21 protein-coding genes are annotated in these 25,579 nt (G+C 64.6%); 8 read left to right on the top strand and 13 right to left on the bottom strand.

Annotated elements, in window-relative coordinates; genetic code table 11:
- Window positions 1-8 precede the first annotated feature (8 nt).
- On the top strand, window positions 9-506 hold the full coding sequence (locus H6718_00505; protein MCB9583843.1) for a hypothetical protein: 498 nt from the start codon (window positions 9-11) through the stop codon (window positions 504-506).
- A 25-nt stretch (window positions 507-531) separates the two neighbouring features.
- Here the strand turns inward: H6718_00505 and H6718_00510 are convergent, their stop codons facing one another.
- The 3 genes from H6718_00510 to H6718_00520 all read right to left on the bottom strand — a co-directional run bounded on the left by H6718_00510 (window position 532) and on the right by H6718_00520 (window position 4,906).
- On the bottom strand, window positions 532-1,788 hold the full coding sequence (locus H6718_00510; GenBank protein ID MCB9583844.1) for a DUF1501 domain-containing protein: 1,257 nt from the start codon (window positions 1,786-1,788) through the stop codon (window positions 532-534).
- A 20-nt stretch (window positions 1,789-1,808) separates the two neighbouring features.
- On the bottom strand, window positions 1,809-3,386 hold the full coding sequence (locus H6718_00515) for a DUF1800 domain-containing protein (GenBank protein ID MCB9583845.1): 1,578 nt from the start codon (window positions 3,384-3,386) through the stop codon (window positions 1,809-1,811).
- A 98-nt stretch (window positions 3,387-3,484) separates the two neighbouring features.
- Window positions 3,485-4,906, bottom strand: coding sequence for a hypothetical protein (locus tag H6718_00520; protein ID MCB9583846.1), 1,422 nt, complete (start codon window positions 4,904-4,906; stop codon window positions 3,485-3,487).
- 264 nt (window positions 4,907-5,170) lie between these two features.
- Here H6718_00520 and H6718_00525 point away from each other — a divergent pair, with 264 nt between their 5' ends.
- The 4 genes from H6718_00525 to nudC all read left to right on the top strand — a co-directional run bounded on the left by H6718_00525 (window position 5,171) and on the right by nudC (window position 10,618).
- Window positions 5,171-7,828: a 1-acyl-sn-glycerol-3-phosphate acyltransferase gene (locus H6718_00525; GenBank protein ID MCB9583847.1), complete on the top strand. Its 2,658-nt coding sequence runs from the start codon at window positions 5,171-5,173 to the stop codon at window positions 7,826-7,828.
- Complete coding sequence (locus H6718_00530) at window positions 7,825-8,811, top strand: penicillin-insensitive murein endopeptidase (GenBank protein MCB9583848.1); 987 nt, start codon at window positions 7,825-7,827, stop codon at window positions 8,809-8,811. Before H6718_00525 ends, H6718_00530 begins: the two co-directional genes overlap by 4 nt.
- Window positions 8,812-8,873: 62 nt before the next feature.
- Window positions 8,874-9,707, top strand: coding sequence for a site-specific DNA-methyltransferase (locus H6718_00535; protein ID MCB9583849.1), 834 nt, complete (start codon window positions 8,874-8,876; stop codon window positions 9,705-9,707).
- A gap of 41 nt (window positions 9,708-9,748) precedes the next feature.
- A complete protein-coding gene (gene nudC / locus H6718_00540) occupies window positions 9,749-10,618 on the top strand; it encodes an NAD(+) diphosphatase (GenBank protein ID MCB9583850.1) in 870 nt (289 codons plus the stop codon).
- 38 nt (window positions 10,619-10,656) lie between these two features.
- Here nudC and H6718_00545 read toward each other — a convergent pair whose 3' ends face one another.
- Window positions 10,657-12,657 carry an acetoacetate--CoA ligase gene (locus H6718_00545; protein MCB9583851.1) on the bottom strand — a complete coding sequence of 667 codons (2,001 nt, stop codon included), beginning with the start codon at window positions 12,655-12,657 and terminating at the stop codon, window positions 10,657-10,659.
- A gap of 71 nt (window positions 12,658-12,728) precedes the next feature.
- On the opposite strand from H6718_00545, the gene H6718_00550 reads away from it, so the two are divergent.
- Window positions 12,729-13,295 (top strand): GNAT family N-acetyltransferase, encoded by a 567-nt coding sequence (locus H6718_00550; GenBank protein ID MCB9583852.1) that lies wholly within the window; start codon window positions 12,729-12,731, stop codon window positions 13,293-13,295.
- Window positions 13,296-13,368: 73 nt separating this feature from the next.
- Here the strand turns inward: H6718_00550 and H6718_00555 are convergent, their stop codons facing one another.
- The 5 genes from H6718_00555 to H6718_00575 all read right to left on the bottom strand — a co-directional run bounded on the left by H6718_00555 (window position 13,369) and on the right by H6718_00575 (window position 19,683).
- On the bottom strand, window positions 13,369-14,565 hold the full coding sequence (locus tag H6718_00555) for a hypothetical protein (protein ID MCB9583853.1): 1,197 nt from the start codon (window positions 14,563-14,565) through the stop codon (window positions 13,369-13,371).
- A gap of 71 nt (window positions 14,566-14,636) precedes the next feature.
- On the bottom strand, window positions 14,637-16,256 hold the full coding sequence (locus H6718_00560) for an FAD-dependent oxidoreductase (GenBank protein ID MCB9583854.1): 1,620 nt from the start codon (window positions 16,254-16,256) through the stop codon (window positions 14,637-14,639).
- 67 nt (window positions 16,257-16,323) lie between these two features.
- On the bottom strand, window positions 16,324-17,655 hold the full coding sequence (locus H6718_00565) for a hypothetical protein (GenBank protein ID MCB9583855.1): 1,332 nt from the start codon (window positions 17,653-17,655) through the stop codon (window positions 16,324-16,326).
- Window positions 17,656-17,671: 16 nt separating this feature from the next.
- A complete protein-coding gene (locus H6718_00570) occupies window positions 17,672-18,688 on the bottom strand; it encodes a PEGA domain-containing protein (protein MCB9583856.1) in 1,017 nt (338 codons plus the stop codon).
- Between the two features lie 176 nt (window positions 18,689-18,864).
- Complete coding sequence (locus H6718_00575) at window positions 18,865-19,683, bottom strand: hypothetical protein (GenBank protein MCB9583857.1); 819 nt, start codon at window positions 19,681-19,683, stop codon at window positions 18,865-18,867.
- Window positions 19,684-19,987: 304 nt separating this feature from the next.
- On the opposite strand from H6718_00575, the gene H6718_00580 reads away from it, so the two are divergent.
- The gene (locus H6718_00580; GenBank protein MCB9583858.1) at window positions 19,988-20,206 is read left to right on the top strand and encodes a DUF350 domain-containing protein; all 219 of its coding nucleotides are present in this window, start codon (window positions 19,988-19,990) and stop codon (window positions 20,204-20,206) included.
- A gap of 169 nt (window positions 20,207-20,375) precedes the next feature.
- Window positions 20,376-21,875 carry a polyamine aminopropyltransferase gene (locus H6718_00585; GenBank protein MCB9583859.1) on the top strand — a complete coding sequence of 500 codons (1,500 nt, stop codon included), beginning with the start codon at window positions 20,376-20,378 and terminating at the stop codon, window positions 21,873-21,875.
- A 28-nt stretch (window positions 21,876-21,903) separates the two neighbouring features.
- On the opposite strand, the gene H6718_00590 is transcribed toward H6718_00585, so the two are convergent.
- The 4 genes from H6718_00590 to H6718_00605 form a co-directional block, all read right to left on the bottom strand.
- A complete protein-coding gene (locus H6718_00590) occupies window positions 21,904-23,268 on the bottom strand; it encodes a M20/M25/M40 family metallo-hydrolase (protein ID MCB9583860.1) in 1,365 nt (454 codons plus the stop codon).
- 39 nt (window positions 23,269-23,307) lie between these two features.
- Complete coding sequence (locus H6718_00595) at window positions 23,308-23,856, bottom strand: hypothetical protein (protein MCB9583861.1); 549 nt, start codon at window positions 23,854-23,856, stop codon at window positions 23,308-23,310.
- A 390-nt stretch (window positions 23,857-24,246) separates the two neighbouring features.
- Entirely contained in the window at window positions 24,247-24,663 is a 417-nt protein-coding gene (locus H6718_00600) for an acyltransferase (GenBank protein MCB9583862.1), read from the bottom strand.
- A 68-nt stretch (window positions 24,664-24,731) separates the two neighbouring features.
- Window positions 24,732-25,103 (bottom strand): acyltransferase, encoded by a 372-nt coding sequence (locus H6718_00605; GenBank protein MCB9583863.1) that lies wholly within the window; start codon window positions 25,101-25,103, stop codon window positions 24,732-24,734.
- Between the last annotated feature and the right edge of the window lie 476 nt (window positions 25,104-25,579).

The raw sequence follows: 25,579 nt of genomic DNA on the forward strand, positions 1-25,579 counted from the left end.
GCTCGATCATGAGCGCCCCGCCCCCCGACGCCTACGTGCCTTCCGCCTCCCTGCGTCCCCCGCCGGTGCGCCGGCGCCAACGCGGACGCGGCCGGCAGACGGCAGGCGAGCTCGCCGCACTCCGCGAGATCTACGCCGAGCTGAGAGGCGGTCACCCCGCGGCGGCGCTGGTCAGCGCCCAGCGGCTGTTGTCGAAACACCCCGAGAACTGCTTCGCCTTGCAGGCCGCGCTGCTGGCTCGAGAAGCGCTGTTCGAGACCTACTGCAAGCGCTTGGCGCCCCTGAACCGCGTCGCGGTACTCAACGACACCGACTCGCTCTCGTTGGATCACGACGCGCTGCGCCTGTTGAGTCAGCTAGACGGCGTGCGCACGCTGGCTGACATTCTGGACCAGGCGATCCTGGGCCGCGTGGAAACGGCGCGCAAGCTCTGGCAGCTCCAGCGTGAACGCTGCATCTTGCTCGAGTCTCCAGACCTACCAGCACCCACCGCGCGCTACTTTTAGCCCAGCTTCGGCGCCTTGGCGGCGCTCAGGCCAACGCGCCCACCCCGGCACCGGGGGTGTAACCCGGGAACACCGCGCTGGGCTTCACGCTCAGGTGACGCTGCGCGATCTCCGCGACGACATCTCGGAAGTCAGTGGTCACAGCCACGTCCCGTCCTTGGTAGAGCTGATCCGACTTCAGGCCCGGAAACTGACCGAGCACGCGCTTGCCACGCACTGGACCACCGAGGAGCAGCGCCACAGAGCCATGCCCGTGGTCGGTTCCACCGCTACCGTTCTGAGCTGCAGTGCGGCCGAACTCCGTCATGACCAAGGTCACCACCCGGGCGCCTTCGTCTCCTAAATCCTCACGGAAAGCGGCGAGTCCCTTACCCAGCTCGTCCAGGCTGCGCGCGAGGCGACCACCCGCAGCGCCGCCCTGCCCTGTGTGGGTATCCCAGCCACCTACCTCGATGAAGCCAAGGCGTAGTGCGGGCGACCCGTGGACCAAGCGCGCGAGATCCCGCAGGTTGCTACCAAGCGCCCCCTGGGGGTAGCGCGCTGAACTCGCCCGAGCCGGTACGTCTCGCAGCTCCTTGAGCGCCTTGAGCCCGACTTGGCCGGCGTCGCCAATGCGAGGCGAGCGCCGCTGAGCCTTGGCATACAGCCTCTCGAAGCCCGCCTCCAGGCGCGACTTGGCCTGCGCCGGAGCGTCCAGTCCAAAGTCCTCGATGCCTTCCAGGGACAACGCTGGCGCGGTTCCGCGGAGAATCATTGGCATGTTGGCAGCGAGGGCCACGGCGCCGAGTGGATCGCTGAGACCTAGCGCACCCGCCATGCGGTTCATGAAGCCACTCTGGTAGTGGGCACCTGGCTTCCCCGCCACGCGAGGCGTCCCGAGTTCCATGCGATCTTGCGCGTCGAAGTGACTTCGCGTCGGGTCTGGTGAGCCGAAGCTCACGATTGGCGCGAGCTCCCCGGCGTCCCACGCTGCCTTCAGCGGCGCTAGCCGCGGATGCAGCCCGAAGCGCCCGTCCAGATCGATTGCCGACTGCGCCTTGCCCGGCGGGGCGATGGCGATCTGGCGCCGCAAGTCGTAGTACTCTCTATCTCCGTGCGGTACCACCACACTGAGCCCATCCGCCGCCCCTCGCAGGAGGACCACCACCAGCACCGTGCGCTTTTGGGGGTGAGGAGCGACTTCTAGAGCCGCGGGCTCCGCCCAAGCCGTCTTGAGCCCGAGGCCCAATCCAAGGCTCATGCCAGCACCGATACCGAATCCCAGGAATGCTCTGCGGTTCATCGTGTTCTATCTCCGGCTGCTCACTGACGCTGAAATTCGGGTCCGCCCACGGCGAAGGCGACCGCATGAGCGCGTAGCTGCTTGGAGTTCGAGAGCCCCTTGAGCTCCTCCTCCAGATCGCCGGCGCTTTCTTTCCCCAGGGTCCCCGCAAAGAAGACCCGGTTCACGTTGGCCGTCGCCTGCGCCGGCTCAGAAACGAGCGGCAGCACGCGGTCCGCTTCGTAGCTGATGCCGTCAACACGGCCAGCCGCAAACTGGATCCCAAAGCGCATCCTCGAGAGTGCCTGACCCGGCCCCATCCAAGCGTCGCCGCGTTCCGGGTACCCTGTCGGAGCTGCGTAGAGGAACAACGGCTGCCCTAGTTCCGCGAGGGTTCGTCCTAGACCAACTCCGCCGTCGAGGTGACCGTCAGCGGCACGCACCGCGCTCACCACCAACTCGAGCGGAGACTTGATCTTGGCGCCCCTGACCGCGGGCGCCCAGAAGGTCCCCCCCGTGGCAATGGTTCGCACGACCGTCGCGATGTCTCCCTCACTCCGCATATAAGCTTGCGCGGCGCTACCGACACAGGCCGCGGGAGGATCGTCGCTGACGAAGCGCGCGCACAGCTTCCGCGCGAGATGGCGCGCAGTTGCAGGGTGACGGGCGAGCATGCGGATCAGTCGCTCGCCCTCCGCCTGTCCTCCGCCCGCCGGGAACTGCGTGCCGAGCACGGTCTTGGCAGCGTTGTCGTGCTGGCGCGCCCGAAACTTGAAGCCAAGCTCGTCCTCTTGGGGCCGAGTCACACTCCAACCTGTCAACACTCGCGCTACTTCAATGACATCTTGCTGGGTGTAGCCTCCGTCCACACCCAGGGTGTGGAGCTCTAGTAGTTCGCGCGCGTAGTTCTCGTTCAGGCCTTTCTTGCGCTTGGCCGCTGGCGTGCCCGGCGCGCCCGCCTTGACGCTCTTCGCGTTATCCAAGTAGATGAGCATCGCAGGGTGCTTGGCAGTGGCCAGGAGCAAATCTTCGAACTTACCGAGAGCATGGGGACGCAGCGTGCGTTCCACGTAGTCCGAGGTGAGGAAGCGCACAGGGCCTTTCCGCGCGTAAACGTTGAAGTGATTCGACCAGAAGTCCGTCATCACCTCTTGCAGTTGGCGATCGCTCTCAACAAAGCGCCCAAGCTCGAGCAGCTGCGCGCGCGCGGCCAGTTCGCGAAAGTCCTTGCGCGTGAGCTCTGGCAAGTCGGTGTCGGGGTTCGCAGTGCCCCCCTTCTTCAAGGCACGAAATGCCCTCAGCTGCTGGTCTGGTGAGAGGCTGCTGAGGTATGGCTCGAGCCGCCGATCGGCCTCAGCGTCCGGGATGCCCTCCGGCTTGAGCTGGGCATCGAGCCACGCGGTCAGACCCTGGCGCTGAAGCGCTTCGACTTCCCCGGGCCGCGGACCGAAGGCAAACCGCGACAAGACGTGGCGCGCCCCCTGCGCATCCAGGCTCGCGAGCGTGGCGCTGGCCGGCTCGGGCGGTACCTGGTGCGCCGCCGGGACGCTGGCAGATCCGCCACAACCGACCGTCAGTGTCGCTGCTAGAAACCACGCTGCCCGACGTTCACTCGACATGGGGAGGCCATGCCCCGTCAACCCAGCGCGTTAATCAGCCACGGCTAGTGGGGCAAGCCAGCGCCGACCCGAAGCGACTCGGCCTGAACGAGCTTGGCCTAGAAGCTACTGGGCGTGGCGCTGGGCGCGACGGGCACTTCCGGCTCTTCCTCGTCTTCAACGGGGTTGCCTTGCCCAGCGCTGCCGTAGCGAGGAGTACAGCGCAGCACGCTGAGCTCGCTGGCGAGCCCTTGCGGTTTGCCGAGGAGCACCTCGTCCCCTCTTGCCGCAAGCAGCTCCGCGGGTCCAACCAGCGGATCGTTGTCGAGATCCTCCACTGGCTTGAAGTCAGGGCCCAAGGCGAGAAAGCTCGTTCGATCTGAAGCCGTCCCGAGCCCTAACCAAGCCGCCTGCTTGGTCGCCGGAGTGACCTGAAGCAAGTTCGGTACTCCCGCACCCACGCGCTCATCCTCGATCTTCAGATCGGTCTTGCTCCCCGAAGCGTCGACGCGTGCCAGCAGAACCGCGCGCCGTTCAACCCCTGGGCTGGTTGCATCGTCGCGCCAAGCCAACCAAGCCGAGCCGTCTGGACCGCTGATCAGTGAGAAAACCAGCACGTGGCCCTCACTCGCACTGACCTTCAAAGGCTCTCCCACTCGCACGCCGTTTTCGTCGAGCTTCACGAGCTCGAGCCAGCGCGTCCCTAGCTCGACCAAGCTCTCCAGATCGATGTTCTTCTGGTCCGGCTTGCTAGGTGTCTCAAGCTTGGAGTGCGCGATCCAGGCGAGCCAGAAGCCCCCGGGTCGCACCGCAAGCTTCGGCGCCTCGACGTCCTGCCCCTTCAGCGAGACCACGCGCGGCGGCGTGATCTTGGACGGATCGTCGAGACCAAAGGTCAGGGTCCAAACACTGCTGTGTCCATCAGACTTCTTGTAGTCGTCGTAGGCGAGGACCCCACGCTCCTGGCCTAGCGCCAGGTCGAACACCTCCGACTCGTCCCCACCGATTTGTGGCAGCGCGCCCCAGGTGATCTGCGGGTCACTGCTCGCCTTGGAAATCGACGCCAAGCGAACGATAGCGGAGGATGCGTCGTGGTCCGCCACGCCCACGAACACGCGTCCTTTCCCTGCGGCAACTAATGGTGGATCAACGTCTCCATGCACTCGCCCGAGTTCCAGAAGGCGTCCACCCGAAGCGTCGCGATTGAGGCTCGCGAGCATCGCGTGGGATTCGCCCCCCACGGAACGCAGCGCCGTGACTAGAAAGCCCGAATCCAAACTCGCGGCGCGCCCCAGCTCGACGGCAAAGGGCAAATCGAGCGCCTGGTCCTCCTCGGGCTTTTGAGAGGACGGCTTGCCGATGACGAAGCTTGCGCCCGGGCTGACCTCGACACAGCGAGGCAGGACGGGCGCCGGCGCGGCGCTGGCTGAAGCGCTCGGCGACGGCTCGGCCGGCTTGGGCTTGTCCCTGCAACTCAGGCAGCCGAGTGGCGCGACGAGGACAAGCCAGGCAGCCGGGCGCGAAACGCGACGAGAAACCACGCTGAGTGGCGGTCTGGAAGATCTGGAGGGGTAAACCACGGGCACGGCAACTCAAGCATGACGGCTCGTCGCGAGCCACCGCCGTCTCAACCCGCGGGCGACTTCGCGTGGTCAGAACAAAGCTTGGCGCACCACACGCAGGCGTCCGGAACTCGAGCAGGCAAAACACTGGAACCGACCGACCTTCGGGTACTATTCCCAAACGACCGGCGACGAGTACGCGCGCCGGAGCCACCTCTCGCTGTTGGACGACAAACAGAGACCATGCCGAAGGGCCAACTGACCCGCACCTACGAGCCGAACCCGCTGCTACGAGCGGTCTACTCCAAGTTCTTCGACGCGATTCAGGTCGACGAGGACTGGGTGCGCAAGGTGCGGGAGAACGCCGCGCGCGGCACGCTGATTTACATTCAGCGCAACCTGAACCCGATCGACTTCTTCGCTCTCGATCACCTGACCAAGCGCTACGGCTTACCTCAGGTGCGCTACACGAATGACCTGGGACTCGGCGTCCTGAATCCGATGGGTAAGGGCTGGTTCAACGCGCTCTTCCCAGCGACCGACATAACCCCAGCGGACGAGCTGCGCGACGCGCTCGAGAACGGCGGCTCTGCGAATCTCTTTCTCAAGCGACCGCCGGGTGTGCTCGACGTGGTTGCCGGTGCCAGCGGCGGCCGCGGCTTGAAGGAGGGAGACGAACTGATCGGGACGCTGATCCAGCTTCAGAAGGAGTGGGACCGCCCAATCCTGCTCGTGCCCCAGGTGTTCGTTTGGAGCAAGAGCCCAGACACCCGCGGCATGCGCCCAATCGATCTCCTGCTCGGCCCTAGAGAGTGGCCGAGCCCGGTGCGTACCATCGGTCAGTTCCTCTACAACTATCGCCACGTGGCGCTGCGCGCTGGAGAACCCCTCGACCTTCAGCAGTTCCTCCAGGAAACAGGTGAGGTCAGCGAAGACGTGTGCATCCGCCGCGTCACTTACGCAATGCTGCGGCGCGTGGAGCGCGAGCGTCGGAGCGTGGTCGGCCCAGCCGAGAAGCCACCGGATCGCGTGCGGCTAGAGATCGCGCGCAGCCCCAAACTGCAACACATGATCGCCGATCTCGCTGGCGAGCGACCCCAGGAGCGCGCAGTGCTCACCGGCCAAGCGCTGTCGATGCTGCGAGAGCTCCAAGCGACCCCGGAAGCCTCCGCCATCAAGGCCATGGAGGTCGCGCTGGATCGGGTCTTTCGCCGCATCTACGCCGGCATCGAGTACGACCGCAAAGATGTGGAGCGGATTCGCGAGCTGGCGAAGGAAGGCACGCTCATCCTGCTTCCGAGCCACAAGAGCCATATCGACTACCTGATCCTGAGCTACGTATTCAACGAGGAGAACCTTCAGCTCCCACTGATCGCCGCCGGAGACAACCTGGGCTTCTTTCCATTGGGCCCGCTGCTGCGCCGCGGTGGTGCGTTCTTCATTCGCCGCTCGTTCAAGGGAGATCGGCTCTACTCGACGGTGGTGGACGCCTACATCCGTCGCCTGATCAAAGATGGGTTCCCCATCGAAGTCTTCTTGGAGGGCGGACGCAGTCGCAACGGAAAGCTCCTCCCCCCCAAACTCGGCTTGCTCAACATGATCGTCGAAGCTGCGCTGAGTGTTCAGAATCGCCCCGCGTTCTTCATCCCTGTGAGCATCGGCTACGAACGCGTGGTCGAAGCGAAGAGCTACGAGCGCGAGCTCCAAGGCGGCGAAAAAAAGCGGGAGGACGCCGGCGGTCTGCTGCGTTCTACAGAGGTGCTGAGACACCGCTACGGGCGAATCAACCTGGAGTTCGGTGAGTCCCTATCTCTCGATCTGATCCGTGAGGAATTAGGATTCAGCGCAACCGCGGAGGGGGGCACGCTTAGCCCGACCGAGCGACGCGCAGTGGTGCGCCGCCTGGGCAACCGGGTGATGGATGAGATCAACTGGGTCACCGCCGTCACCCCGGGCGCGTTGACCGCCCTGTCACTGCTGAGCCACGACCGCCGCGGGCTGCCACACGAAGAGCTGGTGGAACGCTGCCGGCGTTTCTTGACGGTGTTGCGTGAGATCGGCGCCCGCGTCACCCCAGCCACAGCGACCAACACAGGATCGCTGCGTCCCGACGCTATCCGAGAGGCAGCGACGATGTTCATCGAGGCCGAGCTCATCGAGGCCCATGTACCGGCCGACCCCGATGCCCCGAGCAAGGAGCGGCGCAAGCGCCCCCGCCCGGGTTCGATGAACGAGCCGATCTATACCGTCCCAGACAACAAGCGCATCACTCTGGATACCTCCAAGAACATGATCCTCCACTTCTTCGTGGAGCGTGGGTTGATCGCCTTGGCGATGCGCCCAGAAGACGGCAAGCCGGCCAGCAGACACGTCGTGCGCGATCGAGTTCAACGACTGTCACGTCTGTTCAAGTTCGAATTTCGCTTCCACGCGGATAAAACCTTCGACGACATCTTCGACGAAACCTTGGCGGCGATGCTCGACGCCGGCGAGGTCGCGCTGGTGCGACGCGACCAGCTCGAACCCGGCCCGGGGCGACTGGACTGGACAGGGCAGGAATGGCTCGCGAACTACGCCCGGGCCTTTCGCAACTTCCTCGAGGGGTATCGCGTCGCTGCTCGGGGGCTCTTGCCGCTGGTGAAGGGCGCGCTCAGCGAGAAAGATCTAGTCAAGAAGGCGCTAGCCGTCGGAAACCGCATGTTCTTGGCAGGCGAAGTGGACCGCAAAGAAGCGGTTAGCAAGCCGCTGATCCAGAACGCGTATCAAGCGCTGACCGATCAAGGTTATCTGCGCAAGACTGGCGACAAGCTCGAGCTGATGGAGTCCTTCAGGAATCAGGCTGCCGTGCGGGCGATCGAGGGTCGCATCGCAGGCTACCTCGAGGGGGGATTCGAGGAGTGACTCCCAGCTTTCAATCGCAGCGTCGGCCCATCGAAAAGGCCGCAACGGGGGTCGCGTCGAGCGGCGCCCTCTCATTCGGCTGCACGCCGTGGCTCGGCTGCGCGCTGTTGCTCGGTTGCACGCTGTTGCTCGGCTGCACGCCGACACCCAATCCGCTGACACCAGCGTTCTCCGGCACCATCGGCGTTCCCCACGCGGGCATGCAAACGGGCGCTGTGGAGCTGCCCAAGCGGGGCAAGGGCTTCGCGCGCTATCGCCCGTACAGCGATCACTACTGGGGCCAACCACGGTTAGTCGCAGCGGTTGAGCGCGCCGCCGCCAAGATCCATGACGAATTTCCCGGCGGCAAACCCCTCCTACTTGGTGATCTATCGGGTGAAAATGGCGGTAAGATCCCCGGTCATCACTCGCACCGCACTGGGCGGGACATCGACCTCTTGTGGTACGTGACGACGCCTAGCGGTGCTCCGGTGTTGAGTCCCGGGTTCATCAAGCTTGGCGGCGACGGCCTGGCGCAGGTGGGCGAGGACTACTACGCCCTCGACGTGCCGCGACAGTGGGCGCTGATCAAGGCTTTGATCTTGGATCCCGAGGCCAGCGTCCAGTGGATGTTTTGTAGCCGGCCCATCGAAGGACTGCTGATCGACTACGCGCGCGCCAAGGGCGAACCCGACGACTTGGTGTGGTACGCGGAGACCGTGCTCCAACAACCCGGAGACAGCGCGCCCCACGACGACCACATCCACATGCGCTTCGCCTGCTCCGAGGCGGAAGCCGTGCGCGGCTGCGTCGGCGGTGGCCCCTACTGGGAATTTCTGCCCGGCAAAAAGACACCCGAGCCAAGCGATGATGAGTTGATCGCGATGGCCCTCGCTGAGCCAGCACTTCCCCCGGTCGATGCGGAGCCAGTGGGAGCACCTCAGCCTGACGACTCGAGCGCTGAACCAGCGGAGCCGACCGCCGCGACGACCCCAGCTCCGTGAGCACTCAGCAGAAGCAGAAGAGTGGGCTCCACGCCGGAGACTGCCTCGACGTACTACCAACGCTGATTGGAAAGGCGGAGGTGGACCTGGTGTATTGGGACCCGCCATTCGCCGCGGGAGGCACCCGAGGCGCGCGCGCGGGCAAAGGGGAGCGCCTGAACGGCGAGGCTGCCTACCACGACGCTTGGGGAGGTATCGACGCTTGGCTCGAGATGATGCGGCCACGCGCCGAGCTAGTGGGGCAAATGCTGTCTCCCCAGGGAAGCATCTGGCTACACCTGGATCACCGCGCAGTTCACGAAGCGAAGTGGCTCTTCGATGAGCTATTCGGCCGCAAGGCGTTCAAAGGCGAGATCATCTGGGTGCCAGGCAACGGTGCGCGCAACACCAAGGGGCCGAGCGTCACGCATCAGACCATCCTAGTCTACGCGCCTCGGGGTCAGATGATCTGGAACGTAGACCACCCGGCGCTACGTGAGCCGTTCGCCGAGACGAGCCAACGCATGCATTTTCGCAAGGTCGACGAGGCCGGTCGCCGCTATCGGGAGCGCGTGATTGGGGGCAAGGCCTACCGCTACTACGCCGACATCGGCAGGCGTCTTGGCAGTGTGTGGACCGACTGCCCGGCGATGAACGCCAACACGCCGCTCACTCGCGAGACGACCGGGTACCCCACGCAGAAGCCCGAGAGCTTGCTCGAACGCATCATTCACGCGTCGAGCCTGCCCGATTCCTGGGTGCTCGACCCAATGAGCGGCTCAGGGACGACCCTAGCTGTCGCCAAGCGCCTCGAAAGACGCTGGCTCGGCGTCGACCGGTCACCCGTAGCGCTGCGCATCGCAAGCGAGCGCCTAGGCGTGTCGCTCGCGAAACCCGCCAGGCGCTCCAAGAGCTGAGTCGGTTGCGGCGGAGCGCCTCAACGTGACAGCCTGGGTCGATGAGCGAGTGGGAACTCGACCGTGCAGGTCTGGAACGCAACGCAAGCGAGCGCTTGGAGAGCGCCCTCGACGCGCCGAACACCGACTTCGTGGTGCAGTGGCGAGGCCGAGTCCTGGTGCAGGACTCCCAAGCTCGAGTCGAGACGGGCAAGACGTCGCTGGTGGATGCAGCAAGCGAGATCGTCTGGCTCGGCAAGTTGACGCGCGACGGAGAGGCTCGAGATTGCTTCGTCGTCGACGTGTCTCCCGTCGATGAACCCAAGCAGGTCCTGGGCCTCAGCGGCAGCTTCGCCGACTTGCGCCTGCTCGGTGATCTCCCCACGTCGCACTTCGGTCTACTGGCGTATGCGCGCGGTATGCTCGCATGGCACGAAAATCACCCGTTCTGCGCGAAATGCGGCGTAGCCACGCGGCCCAAAAAGGCCGGACACACTCGGATCTGCCCCGAGGGTCACGAGCATTTCCCGCGTACGGATCCAGCAGTGATGATCCTCGCCACACGGGGAGCTCGCTGCTTGATCGCGCGCCAACCGGGATTTCCGCAGGGTATGTTCTCTGCGCTTGCGGGCTTTGTCGAGCCCGGCGAGTCGCTGGAAGACACGGTGCGCCGGGAGGCCCTCGAGGAGGTCGGCCTCGAGGTGACCAACCCGCGTTACTTCCGCTCCCAAGCCTGGCCATTTCCGGCGTCGCTCATGTTGGGCTTCGTGGTGGATGCCGCGAGCGACGCGTTCCGCCTGGACGACGATGAGCTGGAGGAGGCACGCTGGGTGTCGCGGAGCGAGCTAGCCAAGCCTGAAGGCTTCTTCACTCCTCCCGCGTCGTCCCTGGCTCATCACTTGCTAGGTGCCTTCGCACGCGGCGAGGTCTGAGCGAGCCCGCAAGGCTCGCCCGACGGATCGCTTGGGGGTCAGGAGCGCGCGGCGTCGAGCACGGCGTCGACCGCCTCGGGGTTTGCGAGCGTGCCGGGATTAATCACGCGCTCTCGCGGCGCTCCCGCTAGCACGCGTTTGATCGGAACCTCGAGCTTCTTGCCGCTGATTGTGCGCGGCACGTCGCTTACCGTGAGGATCCGATCGGGCACATGACGTGGGCTGAGTTCCGAGCGCAGCGCGCGCTTCAGTCGTTGCTCGAGGTCCGCGTCCAACGCTTGCCCCGGAGCCAACACCACGAAGAGCCAGAGCTCACCCTCTTTCTCGAGGGTGCCCGTGTCTACGACGAGGCTGTCCTTGAACTCCGTGAAGCCGTCCACCACACGATAGAACTCACTGGTACCCATGCGCACACCGCCGCGGTTGAGCGTCGAGTCGCTGCGTCCGTAGATCACGCAGCTGCCACTCGGCGTGAACTTGATCCAATCACCGTGGCGCCAGCGACCCTCGAAGCTAGAGAAGTAGGAGTCGAAGTAGCGCTCACCGTTCGGGTCGTTCCAGAAGCTCACCGGCATGCTGGGCATCGGTTCACTCAACACCAGCTCGCCGACTTCACCGACAACCGGCTCCGCTTGCGGGCCGTATGCTTCCACCTTGGCTCCTAGCTCCGCGCACTGGATCTCACCTGCGCGGACCGGCAGCCAAGGGCACGAGCCCACGAACGCTGTGCATACATCCGTCCCGCCACTCACGGAACCAAGCAGCAGATCGGAGCCGATCGCGTCGTAGACCCAGCCGAACCCATCGGCTGGCAGCGGAGCACCCGTGCTCCCGAGCCCACGCAGCGCCGAAAGCTTGAAGTCCCGACCCGGAGCGATCCCCGCCTTGCGGCAAGCGATCAGAAAGGGCGCGCTCGTGCCGAAGTAGGTCAGGTCATGCGCCTCGGCGAATTTCCACATGCGATTCAGATCGGGGAACCCCGGGTTCCCCTCGAACAGCACGATGGTGCTGCCGAGTAGCAGGCCGCTCACCAGAAAATTCCACATCATCCAGCCCGTCGTGGTGAACCAGAAGAAGCGATCCTTCTCGGAGAGGTCGCAGTGGAACGCGAGGGACTTGAAGTGCTCGAGTAAGATCCCGCCGTGACCGTGCACGATGGGTTTCGGTAGCCCCGTGGTCCCGCTCGAATAGAGGATGTACAGCGGGTGAGCAAACGGCACCGGCTCGAAGTCGAGAGGCGCGTCGCCCTGCAACAAGTCCTCGAACGCCTGGGCGCCACTCGGCAACTCCCGACTCGGGTCGCGACGCTCCACGATCAAGTGCTCGAGGGTTGGGAGCCCAGCGCGGATCTGTTCGATTTCACCGTGGCGAGAGAACTGCTTGCCGCCGTACACATAGCTGTCGACAGCAAGCAGCACCTTCGGCTCAATCTGGGAGAAGCGATCCAGCACGCTCTTCACGCCAAACTCCGGTGAAGCACTGGACCAGATTGCCCCGAGAGACGCCGCTGCCAGGAACGCAACTAGCGCTCCCACGTTGTTCGGCATGTAGGCCACCACCCGGTCGCCTTTGCTCACCCCAAGGTTCTTCAGGCTGCTGCGAAGCTGAGCGACCCTTCGCGAGAGCTCGGCGTAGCTCAATCGCTGCACCTCCCCCCCTTCCCCCTCGTAGATCACCGCGAGATCTTCGTTGCGCTTGCGCAGCGCGTGCTCTGCGTAGTTCAACGTTGCCCCGGGGAACCACTCGGTGCCGGGCATTTCTCGCTTGCCAAATACGCCTTCCGCAGCCTGGTGAAATTTCACCTGGAAGAAGTCGCAGACCGCCCCCCAAAAGCCCTCGAGATCGGAGACCGACCAGCGCCACAGCGCTTGATAATCGTGGCTCTTCACGCTCGACTCCAGGTCGCTCGGCCCGCGTCCCTCTTCCGCGAGCCAACGAGCAAAACGCGTCAGCTCAGCGCCCTCCAGCGTGGCCTCGCTCGGCTCCCAGAGCAGCGTCCCCTCGGCAGTCTCCTTCAGCTCCGTCATGGCCACCGTCATACGAGCACTCAAGCGATGCGCCAAGCGTCACGTCCCTTGCCGAGGCTCAGCGCACGGGCTAACCGGCAGCCATGGCAGAGCTAGCGCGAGGCGACTTGAGCCTGCGACGTATCAGCCGGAACGACCAGCAAGCATTCGTCGCCGCAGCGCGGCAGAGCCGCGCGTTGCATCAGCCGTGGATCTTCCCTCCAGTGACCGCCCAGCGATTCCGCTCGTGGCTCGACAACTCCGAGCGTCGCGAACGCTACCTGGTGTGGAATCGCGACGGCGCATCCGAAGCGCTCGTTGGCTACGTAGCGATCAACGAGCTGACGTGGGGTGTCTTCGAGAACGGCTGCTTGGGCTACTGGGTGAACGCACCGTGGTCGGGTAAGGGGCGCATGCGTGTCGCCCTCGAGCTACTCGTCGAACATGTGTTCAAGCGCAAAGAGCGCCGCCTGCACCGACTGGAAGCAAACATCCAGCCCGGAAACGCGGCTTCGCGGCGCCTGGTCGAGCACCTTGGCTTCCGCTTGGAGGGCCTGAGCCCGCGCTTCCTAAAGCTCGACGGAGAGTGGCGCGACCACGAACGTTGGGCAATCACGCGCGAAGACTGGCACCAGACCAAGCCGCAACGGCGCGCAGGTCATTACGCCTGACGCCGTGTCCCTCGAGAGCGTGCCTGCTTGCCGTCGAGGCTTACGCTCACGCATTTCCTCGCGGCAACAATCTCTACATACCGATTGCGGCGCGCTGCGCAGCGTTCTCTCGGGTGTCTTGGCGACGCCACAGCACACCGTCTAGCAGGTAGTGAGTGAACTGCGGCAGCGAGAGCAGCGGCACCAGGAAGCACAGCACCCAGGGAGCGAGGTTCACGTCACTCGCTCCGAACAACCACGCGTTGTCTTTCCAGACCAAGCGATCCCAGATGAGCTCTTCCACAAAAGCGAGCAGGAGCAGGCTGCCAGCAAAAGCAAGCAGGCCACCCACAAGGAGCTGGGAGCCCGGCTGGTCTGGTGCTTCACGCCGCCTGGCCTGACCGTAGAAGTAGAGCAGCGCCATGTAGGGCACACCGTGCACGACCACGTTGGTGACGGTGAACTCTGCATCGCTGTTGGTGGCCACGATGCCCAGGTACCAGGTGAGTGCGGTGGTTGCGACCACGACGCACTTTCCAAGCTGCACGAAGCCCTCTTGTTTCAGCAGCCATAATTGCCGCAAGGCAAAAACAAGGAGCGCCGCGACCCAGACCCCGCGCGCGATTGGCAGCACGCTCGAGGCGACGTGGCTGACATCCACGAAGTCCCCCTGCACGAACCAGGTGAAGCGAGTCTCTGCCAAGTTCGCGTGCCAGTACAAGACGGGGTACAGCGTGGAGACATAGACGGTGACCTCGTCGATCAGCTTGTCGAGATTCTGACGGCGCACGAGCACACTCGCGCCCAGCTGCGCGTTGTCTGAACGCAGGTGTTCTTCACGGCGGAGCGCGCCAGCTCGCGCTCGATACAGCGCGACCCAGCCGACCTGTTGGCGGATGAAGTGGAACACTGCGACGTATGCCAGCACGCGCCAGAACCAAAGCGCGCCCGCGGCGTAGAGGGCGACTCCGAGGGCGTACGCGACGAGGGGTACGACCAAGTAGCGCACGCGATGACGCCGCACCTCCTCGCGGTCCAAGTACGTGCGAAACAGCGTCGAGTAGACGTGAGAGACGTCGATGCCCAGCACGAACACCAGCCACGCCCAAGGCGGCAAGCTGCCGGGCGCGATGCCCAGTGCGCGCATCGCGAACACGCAGAGGACGGCGAACGCCGCACTACCAGCGAAGACACCCAGATCGACCCGGGCCCCCCACAGCCACGGCCCAAGCGCTGGTACGCGCGCGGGCGTGCGAGCGTGTGTCGCAGTGGGAGAGGTGCTCACGGTCACGGCAGATCGACTCTATTACATGCCGTGGTCTTTGTCCCCGCCACGCGGGGCGCGTCGATGTCTCGAAAAGCTCAGTCAAAGGGCTTTGGGCTCAAGCCCCGCGCCTCCAACACGCGATCGGCGGCCAGGATCCCGCGGTGTTGGGCTTCCTCGAAGAGCGCGATCCCCGAGAGGTCCGAGTGCGCGAAATGCACGCGTCCGACGGACTCGCTGGCTTTCTCGCGCGCACCTCCCCAAATGAAACCGGGTCGTGGCCGGACCATGGCGTGTCCCCAGCGCCAAACATCGACGCGCTCGATGCACGCTTCCAAGTCGAGGTGCGCCCGGCTCAGATCTGCCACGATAGCGTCCGTGAGACCGCGATGCTCTGCGGCTAGCAGGCGCTCCCGGGCTTGCTTCGGATCCGCGTCGGTCAGCGGCTGGTAGTAGGTCCAAACGCTGGGTCCCCGATCGCGCAGCGTCTGATGCGAAGCAACGACATAGCCAAGCGCCGGACTGTCGTAGAGCACGTTGTCCCACGCGAGCTCGAAACCACGGCTCAGGGGACGCCGGCGGAGGTGGATGTTCGCCACCAGCCAGACGCCATACGAGAACTCCTGAAGATGCGCCGGCATTGCCTCCCGGAAAGGCCTCAAGATGCGCGGCACCACGAACTTCGGGAGCGCCAGAATCACCTGGTCGGCGACGTAGCGCCTGAGCCCCGTGTCCGGCGAGTAGACGCTGAACTCCACGCTGTCTTCACCGGGCACCACATCCGTAACAACGCGCCCAAGCTCGAGGCGCGGTCCAACGACGTCCACCAGGTGCCGCACCAGGCGGCCATTGCCTTCAGGCCAAGTGACGAAGGGCGCGGATTCCGAGCCTGGTTCCGGCACACGGCTGCAGAAGTAAAGCAACAGCGCCCAAGCGCTGGTGTGCTCAAGGTCGAGCCCGTAGTCGTCTCGGCAGGCGTACTCCACGTACCAGCGCACCCTCGGCGAGGTGATCTTCAGATCATCGAGCCACTGCTTCGCGCTCTGCTTGTCCAGCGCTCGCACCTCCGCGGCGTTCGAGGCGCGCGCCATTGGAAGATCAAACGCGCGTCGGCCCTGCGCATCACGGAAGCTCACCCATCGCGCAACCTGCGCTTCGAAACGCGTCAGCTGCTCCCAATCTTCCTTGCTGGCTCCTGCCGCAGGGAACAACCCCTCGTGCCAGCTACCGTCGATGAACAGGCGCTCTTCAGGCGCGCGAATGCGCATCTGCTCGAGGGCGCGAGGCGGCGCGTCGACGTCTGGCTCGAGCACGTCCATCTCGCTGAGCAGCCGATAGAGCGCGGAGGTCTGGCGTCGCGGGACGGGAACGTAGTGTGCGCCCCACGGGTGGGGAACCGCGCCATCGCTCCCAAAGGTCGAGGTGCCCCCAGCTTGGCCTTCAAGGTCGAACACGACGTAGTCGGCGACCCCCTCACGATCGAGGCGCCACGCAGCGGAGAGGCCGCTCGGCCCAGCGCCCACGATCGCAACCCCCACCCTCCTGGGGGCGCCCGCGGCGCGCTCCACCGTGGCATCCCTCAGCCGGTGGCCCAGCTGAAAGCGCGCGCCCTTGATTTCCCCAGGGATTTCTCGGCGCGGCAGGTGCTTCTCGCACGCGGCCGCGAGGGGCGCCCCAAGCAAGAGACGCAAGACGTCTCGTCGCGAAGCTTGGTTCATCCGATTCTCTGGCTGCTCTCGAGGTCGAGCCTAGTTGCTGATTGGCAGGGTGTTCTTCAACTCGCTGCTAGTTGATGCAGCAGAAGGTGATGGGCATGTCGGGTGTCGCGCCACCCGTCGGCTGGCCACCGGTAGGCGGGCAGTTTCCACCGCTCGGGGTGCCGACGATGTACTTGAAGCTCTGCTCGGTGGCGTTGGTCACTCCAGCACAGGTGGTCCCGGGCGTCGTGACGGTGCCATCGGGCGATGCCTTGCAGGATGCGCCGCCAGACACCTCGAGGCGCGCGCCGTTGCACGTCACCCCCGTTGGCTCGCTGCAGCTGCAGGAGGTGCACGCGCGGGTATCCATCGTGCCGGTGTAGTAGAGGTACTTGTGGCTGAAGACACCGGACGGGCAGGTTTGATCGCCGTCTTGGTACACGCACACGCCACGGTTGTAGGCGCCTGCGGCAGGAGGCACACAAGTGTTGGTCCCACAGCCCGTCGCCATATTGCCAGCGGGCGGTCCAGCGCAGCTGCGCGCTTGGGTATTCCACGAGGTGCTCGGCTTGGTCACCGCACCGCCGCTCGGCACGCACGAACCCCCGGTAGTCGGTGGCGCTGTCGTAGCCGCAGCGCTGGGAAGCTCTCCGTTCGGTCCGCTGAAGGGATCTTGAGCACCGAAGCAGTCGCCCGAAGCGACGCCGTTCCCTTCCAGGGCGGAGCCGCTAAACGTCCAGCGATAGCCTGCCCCGCAGGTCGCGCTCTGATAGAGGCTGATGTCGGGGAAATGGCAGGTGATCGCGCCGGTCGGTGTGCCACAGGTGCACGCCGAGCACTGAGCGTTCGGAACGTTCAAGTCGGTGCCCGGGCGTGGGCCAATCGTCGGGTAGTTGCCGCCGCAGTTCACGGCGCTCAGGTCGGTCCCCTCAGCTAGCTCGACCGGACCCTCCCAACCTGAGGGCAACGCAAGACACTGGTAGCCCGCGCTTTGACACTTCGGGTCCTCGCAGTCGGCCTTGCTGTCGTCGTCATTGTCGATACCGTCCGTACAGTCTTCGGTGCCTGTGCTTCCGGAGCTGCCGGCCGAACCCGATGTGCCTCCGGTGCCACCGCCGCCGGTGCCCGCACCAGCCATCCCCGCGGAACCGCCAACGCCACCCTGAGCGCCGGTTCCCGCAGCGCCCGCGTCACCTCCGACGGCGCCCGTGCCAGCATCGCCACCGACGCTGTTGCCCGAGCTCCCACCGCTAGTACTAGCGCCCGTTCCGCCGCTGCCGGCGTTCCCGCTGCCGGCGTTGCCCCCGTTGTTGAACTCGTCGTCAGGGATGAAGCTGTGTTCTGGGAACGAGCAAGCGACGACCAAGGACGCCGCCAAACTCGTGAGTGCAACCGAGCGCAAAACGTTGGTGCGAATCATTAGTCTAAGTCCTCAATCAAAACTGTCCGCTCAAGCGAACACCAGAGAAAGCCTTGGTCGTGCCCACATCCCAGCGCAGGCCCTTGGCCTCCCGAGCGGGCTCTGGGGAGCTACTCCCCCCCGTAAGCAACATGACAGCTGCCACGCCGATCCCGACCACGCCAATCCCGAGGGTCACGTTGGTCCACATCGCGTAGCTCTCGCCCGAGGACTGCTTGTCCTCCACCGATTTAGGGCAAACGCTGCCACGGCAGGCGCCGTCGAGATCGCTCTCCGCACCGTTCTTCATCAGGAAGAACACGCCCGAGGCGACGAGACTCACCGCACCTACACCACCGATGATCCAGGGAACCGCCGATGAACTCTCTTCGGGCTTGGGTTCTGGCGTCGGCTCGTCATCTGGAGGCACATCGGGGATATCCGCAGGCGGCGTTTCCACCTGCAAATCCTCCGGCGGCACCAACTCCAGGGCCTTCGACTCACCCTCGGTGACGTCGACGGTCTCCTCCCATTTTCCGCCGTTCGGCAGGCGCACCACCACAGTGTGGCTGCCAGGGTCCACGACCGTCTCTTTGCCGACCTTCGCCGATCCAAGCTCGACGCCATCGAGCTCCACGGTCGCGCCCTCTGCACCCTCACCCAGCGTGATCACCAGCTTGGGCACGCGGGCCTCGAGCTTCTCTTTCGCGGCGCTGATCTCGGGCAGCTCCTTCGCGCCCGCTTCACGGGCTTCGTACTCCGCAAGCCGATAGTCGCCGAGCGCCTCGTTCAAGCGGCCCAGCTCCTCCTTGCAGCGGCCCATGTGGAAACGCACCTGGGGAGTCAGCTTGACCTTCGCCACCTCATCGAACTTCGCCAGCGCTCCAGCGAAGTCTCCAGCGGCCTCGAGGCTCAGGCCCTGGCGAAACAGACGCCGCGCCTTGGCCAGATCATCCTTGCTCTGAGCCACTGCCTGGTCCGGGCAGAGCGGAACAGACGCCAACCCGGCGCAAGCTCCCATCACCAGCAATACACGTCGGAATGAAGCCGCCATACACCCTTACTCCTATCGGTTTGGGCGCGAAAAAGTAAGACACCTCGACGTCACTCGCGCGATCCCTCTGCCTTAGAAGCGTGGCCTGCCTTGGGCGAGGTTCAAGTATCCTGGACGTTTCCTCTGACGTCCGAGTCCTCCCTGATCGCCCGCGAAGGATTTTTGGGGGGAGAGGGTCAGGCGGAAGTCACCGTTCGAGTCTGACGCTCTGCCTCAGCGACCAGCCTGGAGTAGGCATCGAACCGAGGCGTCTGCTCCTCACCCATGCGACGACTCGCGGGACTCGCGTAGCTCGGGTGCGGAGTCATCACCCGGGCGCGACTCGCGTGATCCGTGAAGGCGTTCACGCTCGAAGTGCGAGAGCCGTGGTCCAGCCGTACGTGCGCCCGCTCCACCAGATGCGCCGCGCAAGCCTCGAGCTTCTGCAGCGTCGAAGTCCCCACAAAACCGCCGAAATCGAAGCTGCGGGCGTCGACTCGGGCCACCCAGGGCACGGTGATGAAATGTATGTCGAGCGCGAGATACGCGTCGATCTGCCCAGGGCTCAGCGACTCACGAAAGCTCTCGAGCTCGGCGGCGCTCGGGTTGATGGCGCGCAGGGATGAACTCGAAGAGCGGGAGCGGGCCGGGTCGGCGCCGACGCTGACCTGGCCCTGCACCAAGACCAGCACAGCGCCCCACGGGATCGTCATGCTCCGCGCTTGGAGTTGCAGTCCAAGCCCCTGCTCCTCGAAGGCGAGCGAACGCAGGGTCACGATCTTCCGGTCGGGCTCATGTCCCACCGCAGGGTCGACCAGTGCCACCCTGTAGCCCGCCGCGGCCAGGCGCTGATGGAGCAACCGAGCTTGCTCCACCTCGGCCAGCGCCTTGACGACGCCCCACGCATCCGGTTTGAGCTTGGTTTTTAGATCGTAGACCACCAGCCCAGAGAGCTCGGCGAGCTCAGCGTACTGATCGTTTCTGCCCTCGAAAGGTGGTCCCAACAGGACTAACAAAGGCTCCCCCAAGAGATTTGCGCCGCATCAAGCAGGCGTAGGAGAAGCTTAGCTCGAAGGCCGGAAGTGGGGCGACAATGCGGCGGGGCAGAGCGTTCAGCGTGCGAAGCAGCTCTCACATCCCGCGGGAGTGTGATAACAATCGCCGGGGTCCCAAGTCCGCTCGCGAGCGGACACAGCCTTTCGTGCTGTGGCTTTCTGCCTGGAAGTCTTGGGAACGGGCGTTCGGGGGCCAAAGCGATGCCGGCGGCTGCTCAACTCTCAGGAAACCCTGCTGTCTCGTTGACGAAGGAAGGCAAGGAAGATGGATTTCGCACCTTTCATCAAGGCGCTCGTCGGTTCGCTGGTCTACTGCCTGATTGGCGTCGTGATGTTTGCGATAAGCTTCATGATCATCAAAATGGTGACCCCCTTCTCGATCCGGAAGGAAATCGAGGAGGACCAGAACACCGCGCTCGCCGTCCTGATCGGCTCGGTCATCCTTGGACTCAGCATCATCATCGCAGCCGCCGTCGGCGGCTGATCCCAGCGCACCCGTAGCCGAAGCGAGCCCCTCGTCCGACGCGCCAGCGTCGGACGGCGCACCCGAAACATCCGCGGAGAGCCGTTCCAGTTCGCCGCCGCCCACCTCCACTGGGTCCCCCAACGCCTGGACCCTACCTCCCAAGGTCAACGCACCCGCGTTGCTTGGGATGGTGTTGGTGATCGCCACCGCTGGGCTGGTGTACGAGCTCGTGATGGCGGCGGTCGCGAGCTACGTGCTCGGCGACTCAGTCACTCAGTTCTCGACGATCATCGGCCTCTACCTGTCGGCCCTTGGCCTCGGGGCGTACATATCGAAGTTCATCGATAGGCGCCTGGCGCTCACCTTTGTGGACGTGGAGTTAGCCGCGGCGTTGATCGGAGGCGCCAGCGCACCGCTGCTGTTCCTGGCGTTTTCCTACACGGCTGCGTTCCACTTCATCCTGTATGGGATGGTGCTGGTGGTCGGCACGCTGGTTGGACTCGAGCTTCCGCTCTTGATGCGCCTCTTGGGCCGCGAGCTTTCCTTCAAGGACCTGATCGCCAGGGCGCTCACCTTCGACTACGCCGGCGCGCTGATCGGCTCGCTTGGCTTCAGTTTGCTCTTGGTGCCCAAGCTCGGCCTAGCGCGCAGCTCCTTGGTGTGCGGACTGCTCAACGCCGGCGTGGCCTTGGTTTCCACATGGATTTTACCAAGCACGGACGCGGGCGAACGCCGCAGCTTTGGCGGTGCCCGGGTGCGCGCCGTACTGGTGCTCCTGATCCTCGCCGCAGGGATCTTGGAGAGCGAACGTGTCACCGGCCTCGCGGAGTCCGCGCTGTTTCCCGGAAAGGTGATCTTCGCGGAGCACTCTCGCTACCAACGCATCGTTCTGACGGAACGTCAGAACGCGGGTCACAAGACCTTCCAGCTACAGCTGAACGGCAACCTGCAGTTCGATACCGCTGACGAGTATCGCTACCACGAAGCCTTGGTTCACCCCGCGATGCAGAGCGCGCGGCAGCATGCCGAGGTCGCCGTCGGAGGCGGCGGGGACGGCCTGGCGGCGCGAGAAATCCTGCGTTGGCCCGGCGTCGAGCGCATCACCCTGGTGGATTTGGATCCAGCGATGACCGAGCTGGGGAAGCACAACCCCCTGCTCAAGGAACAAAACCGTGGGGCAATGAACGACCCTCGGATGGAAGTGCACAACAGCGATGCGATGGTGTGGTTTCGCGACCACGATCGACGCTTCGACGTAATCATCTTGGATTTCCCGGACCCGACGAACTACTCCCTGGGCAAGCTCTACTCCGCGCGCTTCTACCGCACGATCTACGAACGCTTGGCTGATGATGGCGCCCTGGTCGTGCAGAGCACGAGCCCGCTCTTCGCGCTGCAGGCGTACTGGTGCATCAACGCTACGCTGCGCAGCGTCGGCTTCAGCACCGCGCCCTATCACGTGTTCGTCCCCGCGTTTGGCGAGTGGGGTTACGTCTTGGCCAAGAAAGCGCCGTTCGTCCCGCCTCGGGATCTTCAAGTTTCGGGGCTGGCGTACCTCACCCCGGAGACCCTACGCCTCGCCTTCAGTTTCCCCGAGGACATGCAGCCCGTCGCCACACCGGTCAATCGCTTGGACAACCAGGCGCTCGTGCACTTCTACTTGGACGCGTGGTCCCGCTGGCAATAAGGCTCGCTGGCAGTACCCCGCCGCGCTGCTACGACACCTTGCAGAAGCCTTCGACCAGCTCGTACAGCACCCGCTGGCCCCACAGGTAGCCGTCCACCGGGATGCGTTCGTTGTGGCCGTGGTACATGCGGGTGAAGTTGAGCTCCGGCCCGAGCTTCACCGGCGAGAACCCGTAGCAGGTCGCTCCGAGCCGCGCATAGGCGAAGGAATCCGTGAAGCCGGGGATCATGTAGGGCACCGGAACCGCTGCCGAGTCGTGGCGCTTCAGGCTGTTGCAGATCGCATCGTAGAGCGGCGTGTTGCTATCGAAACGCGTGCCTTCGTGCTGATTCAGCACTTCGAGCTCTAGGTCGTCTCCCACTACCGCTTGCACTTCCCGGAGGAAATCGTCGGTGGAGTATCCGGGCAGCACGCGGCCATCGACGGTCACCGAGGCGCTGCCTGGGATGACGTTGACCTTCTTGCTCCCGCTGAGCATGGTCGGCGCCGCCGTGTGCCGAAGCATCGCGTTGATGCCCATGGCTTGGTCCGCCTGCACGCGATCCAGCACGTCGAGCAGCTTGTTGCTGAACGCAGGGTGCAGCAACAGGGCCATCACCTTGTTACGGGGGAATGGCGCGCCGCCCGCAAGCGCCTTCAAGAAGCCTTCCACCACCTCCGTGTTGTGCTGCGGCAGCCGAGTAGAGCCAAGCTTCTCGATGGCCCGGGCGATGCGCAGCACCGGGTTCCCTGGATGCGGCATGGACCCGTGACCCGGCTCGCCAATCGCCTTCAGCCGGAACCAGCAGATCCCCTTCTCGCTGACTTGGATCGGATAGAAGCGCGTATCTCCCATGTACAGCGTGTGGCCGCCGACTTCGTTCAGCACGTATTCGGCGCGCACCAGCTCCGGGTGATTTTCCACCAGGAATACTGCACCCTTGTCGCTTCCAGCTTCCTCGTCGGCAACCGCCGCGAAGATCACGTCGCGATCGAGGGGCACCTTTCGGCGATGCAAGGTGATCAGGGTCATGAGTCCCATGGTGACCATGTTCTTCATGTCGATGGCGCCACGCCCCCAGATGCAGCCTTCGGCCTCCACCGCGTCGAATGGCGGGTGGTCCCACGCCTCCGGGTCCACGGGCACGACGTCCAAATGCCCGTTCAGCAGCAACGGCCCTGCCTTACCGGAGCCCCGCAGGCGCGCTACGAGCGAAGCACGCCCGGGCTCCGACTCGAGCATTTGGTACTCGATCCCCTCCTGATCGAGCAGCGCTGCGATGTACTTCGCGGCCTCGATTTCGTTGCCCGGAGGATTCGTCGTATCGATGCGCAAGAGCGCCTTGAAGTGCTTCAAGGACTCCTGGCCCAGGCTCTGCCAATCAATGGGAACTTGGGGGTGAGGATCTCCCATGAGAGTGCCGTACAACACCCCGCGCCTCGCTACAAACGATCAACCGTGGGTGATCGCGACACGCAGCCAGTCGTCACCGAAGTCTTCCACTCGCACCGGGATCCGGCGGCCTACCGTGGGCTCAACCAGGGCGGCCAAGCTGCCCTCCACCAGGATGCGGTAGTTTGGGTCGTCGAAGTAGGGGAAGCCCGAGTAGGTGACTCGCGACGTGGGTTCCCCCAGAGATACCTCGATGTCCGCCGTATCGCGACGGATGTGCCGCCACATCGTCGGCACCTGACGCAGCACGAAATGCGGACTCGTGATGCGCATCATGGCGCGAAAGAAGCGTCCCATGCCGCGCTGGGTGCACCCAAACAGCAGCTCCCGATACGCGTCTTCTGCTGACACCAACCGCTCGCGCATCGCTTCGAGGGCGCACTGCAGCGCTTCCTCAGGATACCAACTCGATGCCAGGGGATCCGTCAGCGCACTCTGATACTGCGCGGGCACTCCGTCGGCCAGAGTGGCGTAGGCCTCCTCTCCCCAACGAGAGTCCACTTCGTCTCGAGCGACGAGAAACCAGATCCCCTTGATCTCGGAGCCCATCAGCCTACGTCCACTCTTCTCGATTCGTCACACTGTCTCGACGCACTGTCTCGACGCACTGTTTCATCACACTGCCTCGACGCACCGCCCAGCCGCGGCGGGCAAGCGCCGTGAAGCGCGGTGCCGCCTCCCCCCCGAACCCAAGTCCCGGGCCGAGCAGAAGGTGCTAGATACTGCCAGCATCCCGATGCTGCGCAAGTCGTATGTCACCTGAGGAGCGGGACACATACGGCTCAAATTCGCCGCACCAGCTCTCCTCGCGCAACTCGTCGCCGTTTCCACAAGGCAACAAACGAACGCCCGATCGGAACACCGTGGAACTCGAAGCTGGGGCGCAACTGACGCTCCGCGACGCAGCACTCGAGTGGCGTCAGGACAGGTCAGCGCTACTTACTTGCACGAGGACGGCATCTGCGCGCCCTTGAGGGCGCCGCGGATCGCCCCAATGATGGTGCCGCTGCCCTGCCCTTGGGCCACCATCGAGTAGCAAACGGCCGCGGCTTGGCTCATGTAGACGTTGTTCGGCGGAGGCGCGCTCTTCGCGTTCTGCGCCAGAGCGGCGCAACACGTCTTCAAACCCGAAGCCGGAGCGGGACCGCCTTTGGCCTTCTTGGCGGCGTCCGCGTCGGCATCGACGCCCGCGTCTTCAGCCTCGAGCTGGAGGGACGTTGAGGGCGCCGGGTCGGCAGTGGCCTCCGGCAACGGCGGCGGCGGCTCGTCCTTGTTTGGACAGCCCGGTAAGAACAACCCCACGATGGAGACGAAGCCTAGGACTGCAGGGACCGCTAGTTGCTGCTTGGCTCTCATGCTTCGTCTCCCCTACCCCCGCCGCACGCTAGCGCGAAGGAATCACGACCAAAGATTCCGCGTGGATATCAGCGACAGGAAGAGGGCATGTTCGCGCCCTTCAACGCACCACGGATCGCGCCGAGGATGGTGCCGCTGCCTTGGCCCTGAGCAACCATCGAGTAACAGACCGCAGCGGCCTGGCTCATGTAGACGTTGTTCGGCGGAGGTGCGCTCTTCGCGTTCTGAGCGAGCGCAGCGCAGCAGTTTTTCAGGCTCGAGGCTGGCACGCCCTTGCCAACGACCTTCTTGCCAGCGTCCGCGTCCGCGTCCACGCCAGCATCCTCTTCCTCGAGGGTCAGCGTCTTCACCTCGGTCGGCTCGGGCGCGGCGGAGGGCAAGGGAGGCGGCGGCTCGTCCTTTTTGCAGCCGGGGACGATGAGAGCGCCCGCGGGGATCAACAGCCCGAGCATCACCGGGATCATCACGCGCTTGTTCGATTTGGCTTTCATTCTGTCGTCTCCTAGCACTTCGGACCCAGCGGGCGTGGCCTGGCTGGTGGCGGCGCTGAGTGGGCCCCACACTAGTTCAGTCCCGGAGCAATTGCCCCGTGTTTTCGCGCCTCACGGTAGCGAAAACCTCAAGTTCTACGTCTATGCCGGGCCGTTTACTGAAGTCTTTGTGCTCGCTCTGCTTAGGGTAGCTGGCTTTCCCTCAAGCCCACAAACCCTCGACAAAGCGCCGTGGATGCAGCGAGACACGAGGCGTCCCCGGGTCGTACGCTTAGACCCCGCCCGGCGGCCTGCCGTTAAGCACTTTTTTGGCGGCAACCGCCCTGGAGTGTCTCGAAGCGAGGCGAGAGGCCACAAACGGCCGGCGGCTCGTACTGTTGTCAGCACGAGCCGCGGGTCGTGGACGCGCCGCCCTTGGAACAAGG

It is taken from the genome of Polyangiaceae bacterium, from assembly GCA_020633205.1.
Lineage (GTDB): Bacteria > Myxococcota_A > Polyangia > Polyangiales > Polyangiaceae > JAHBVY01.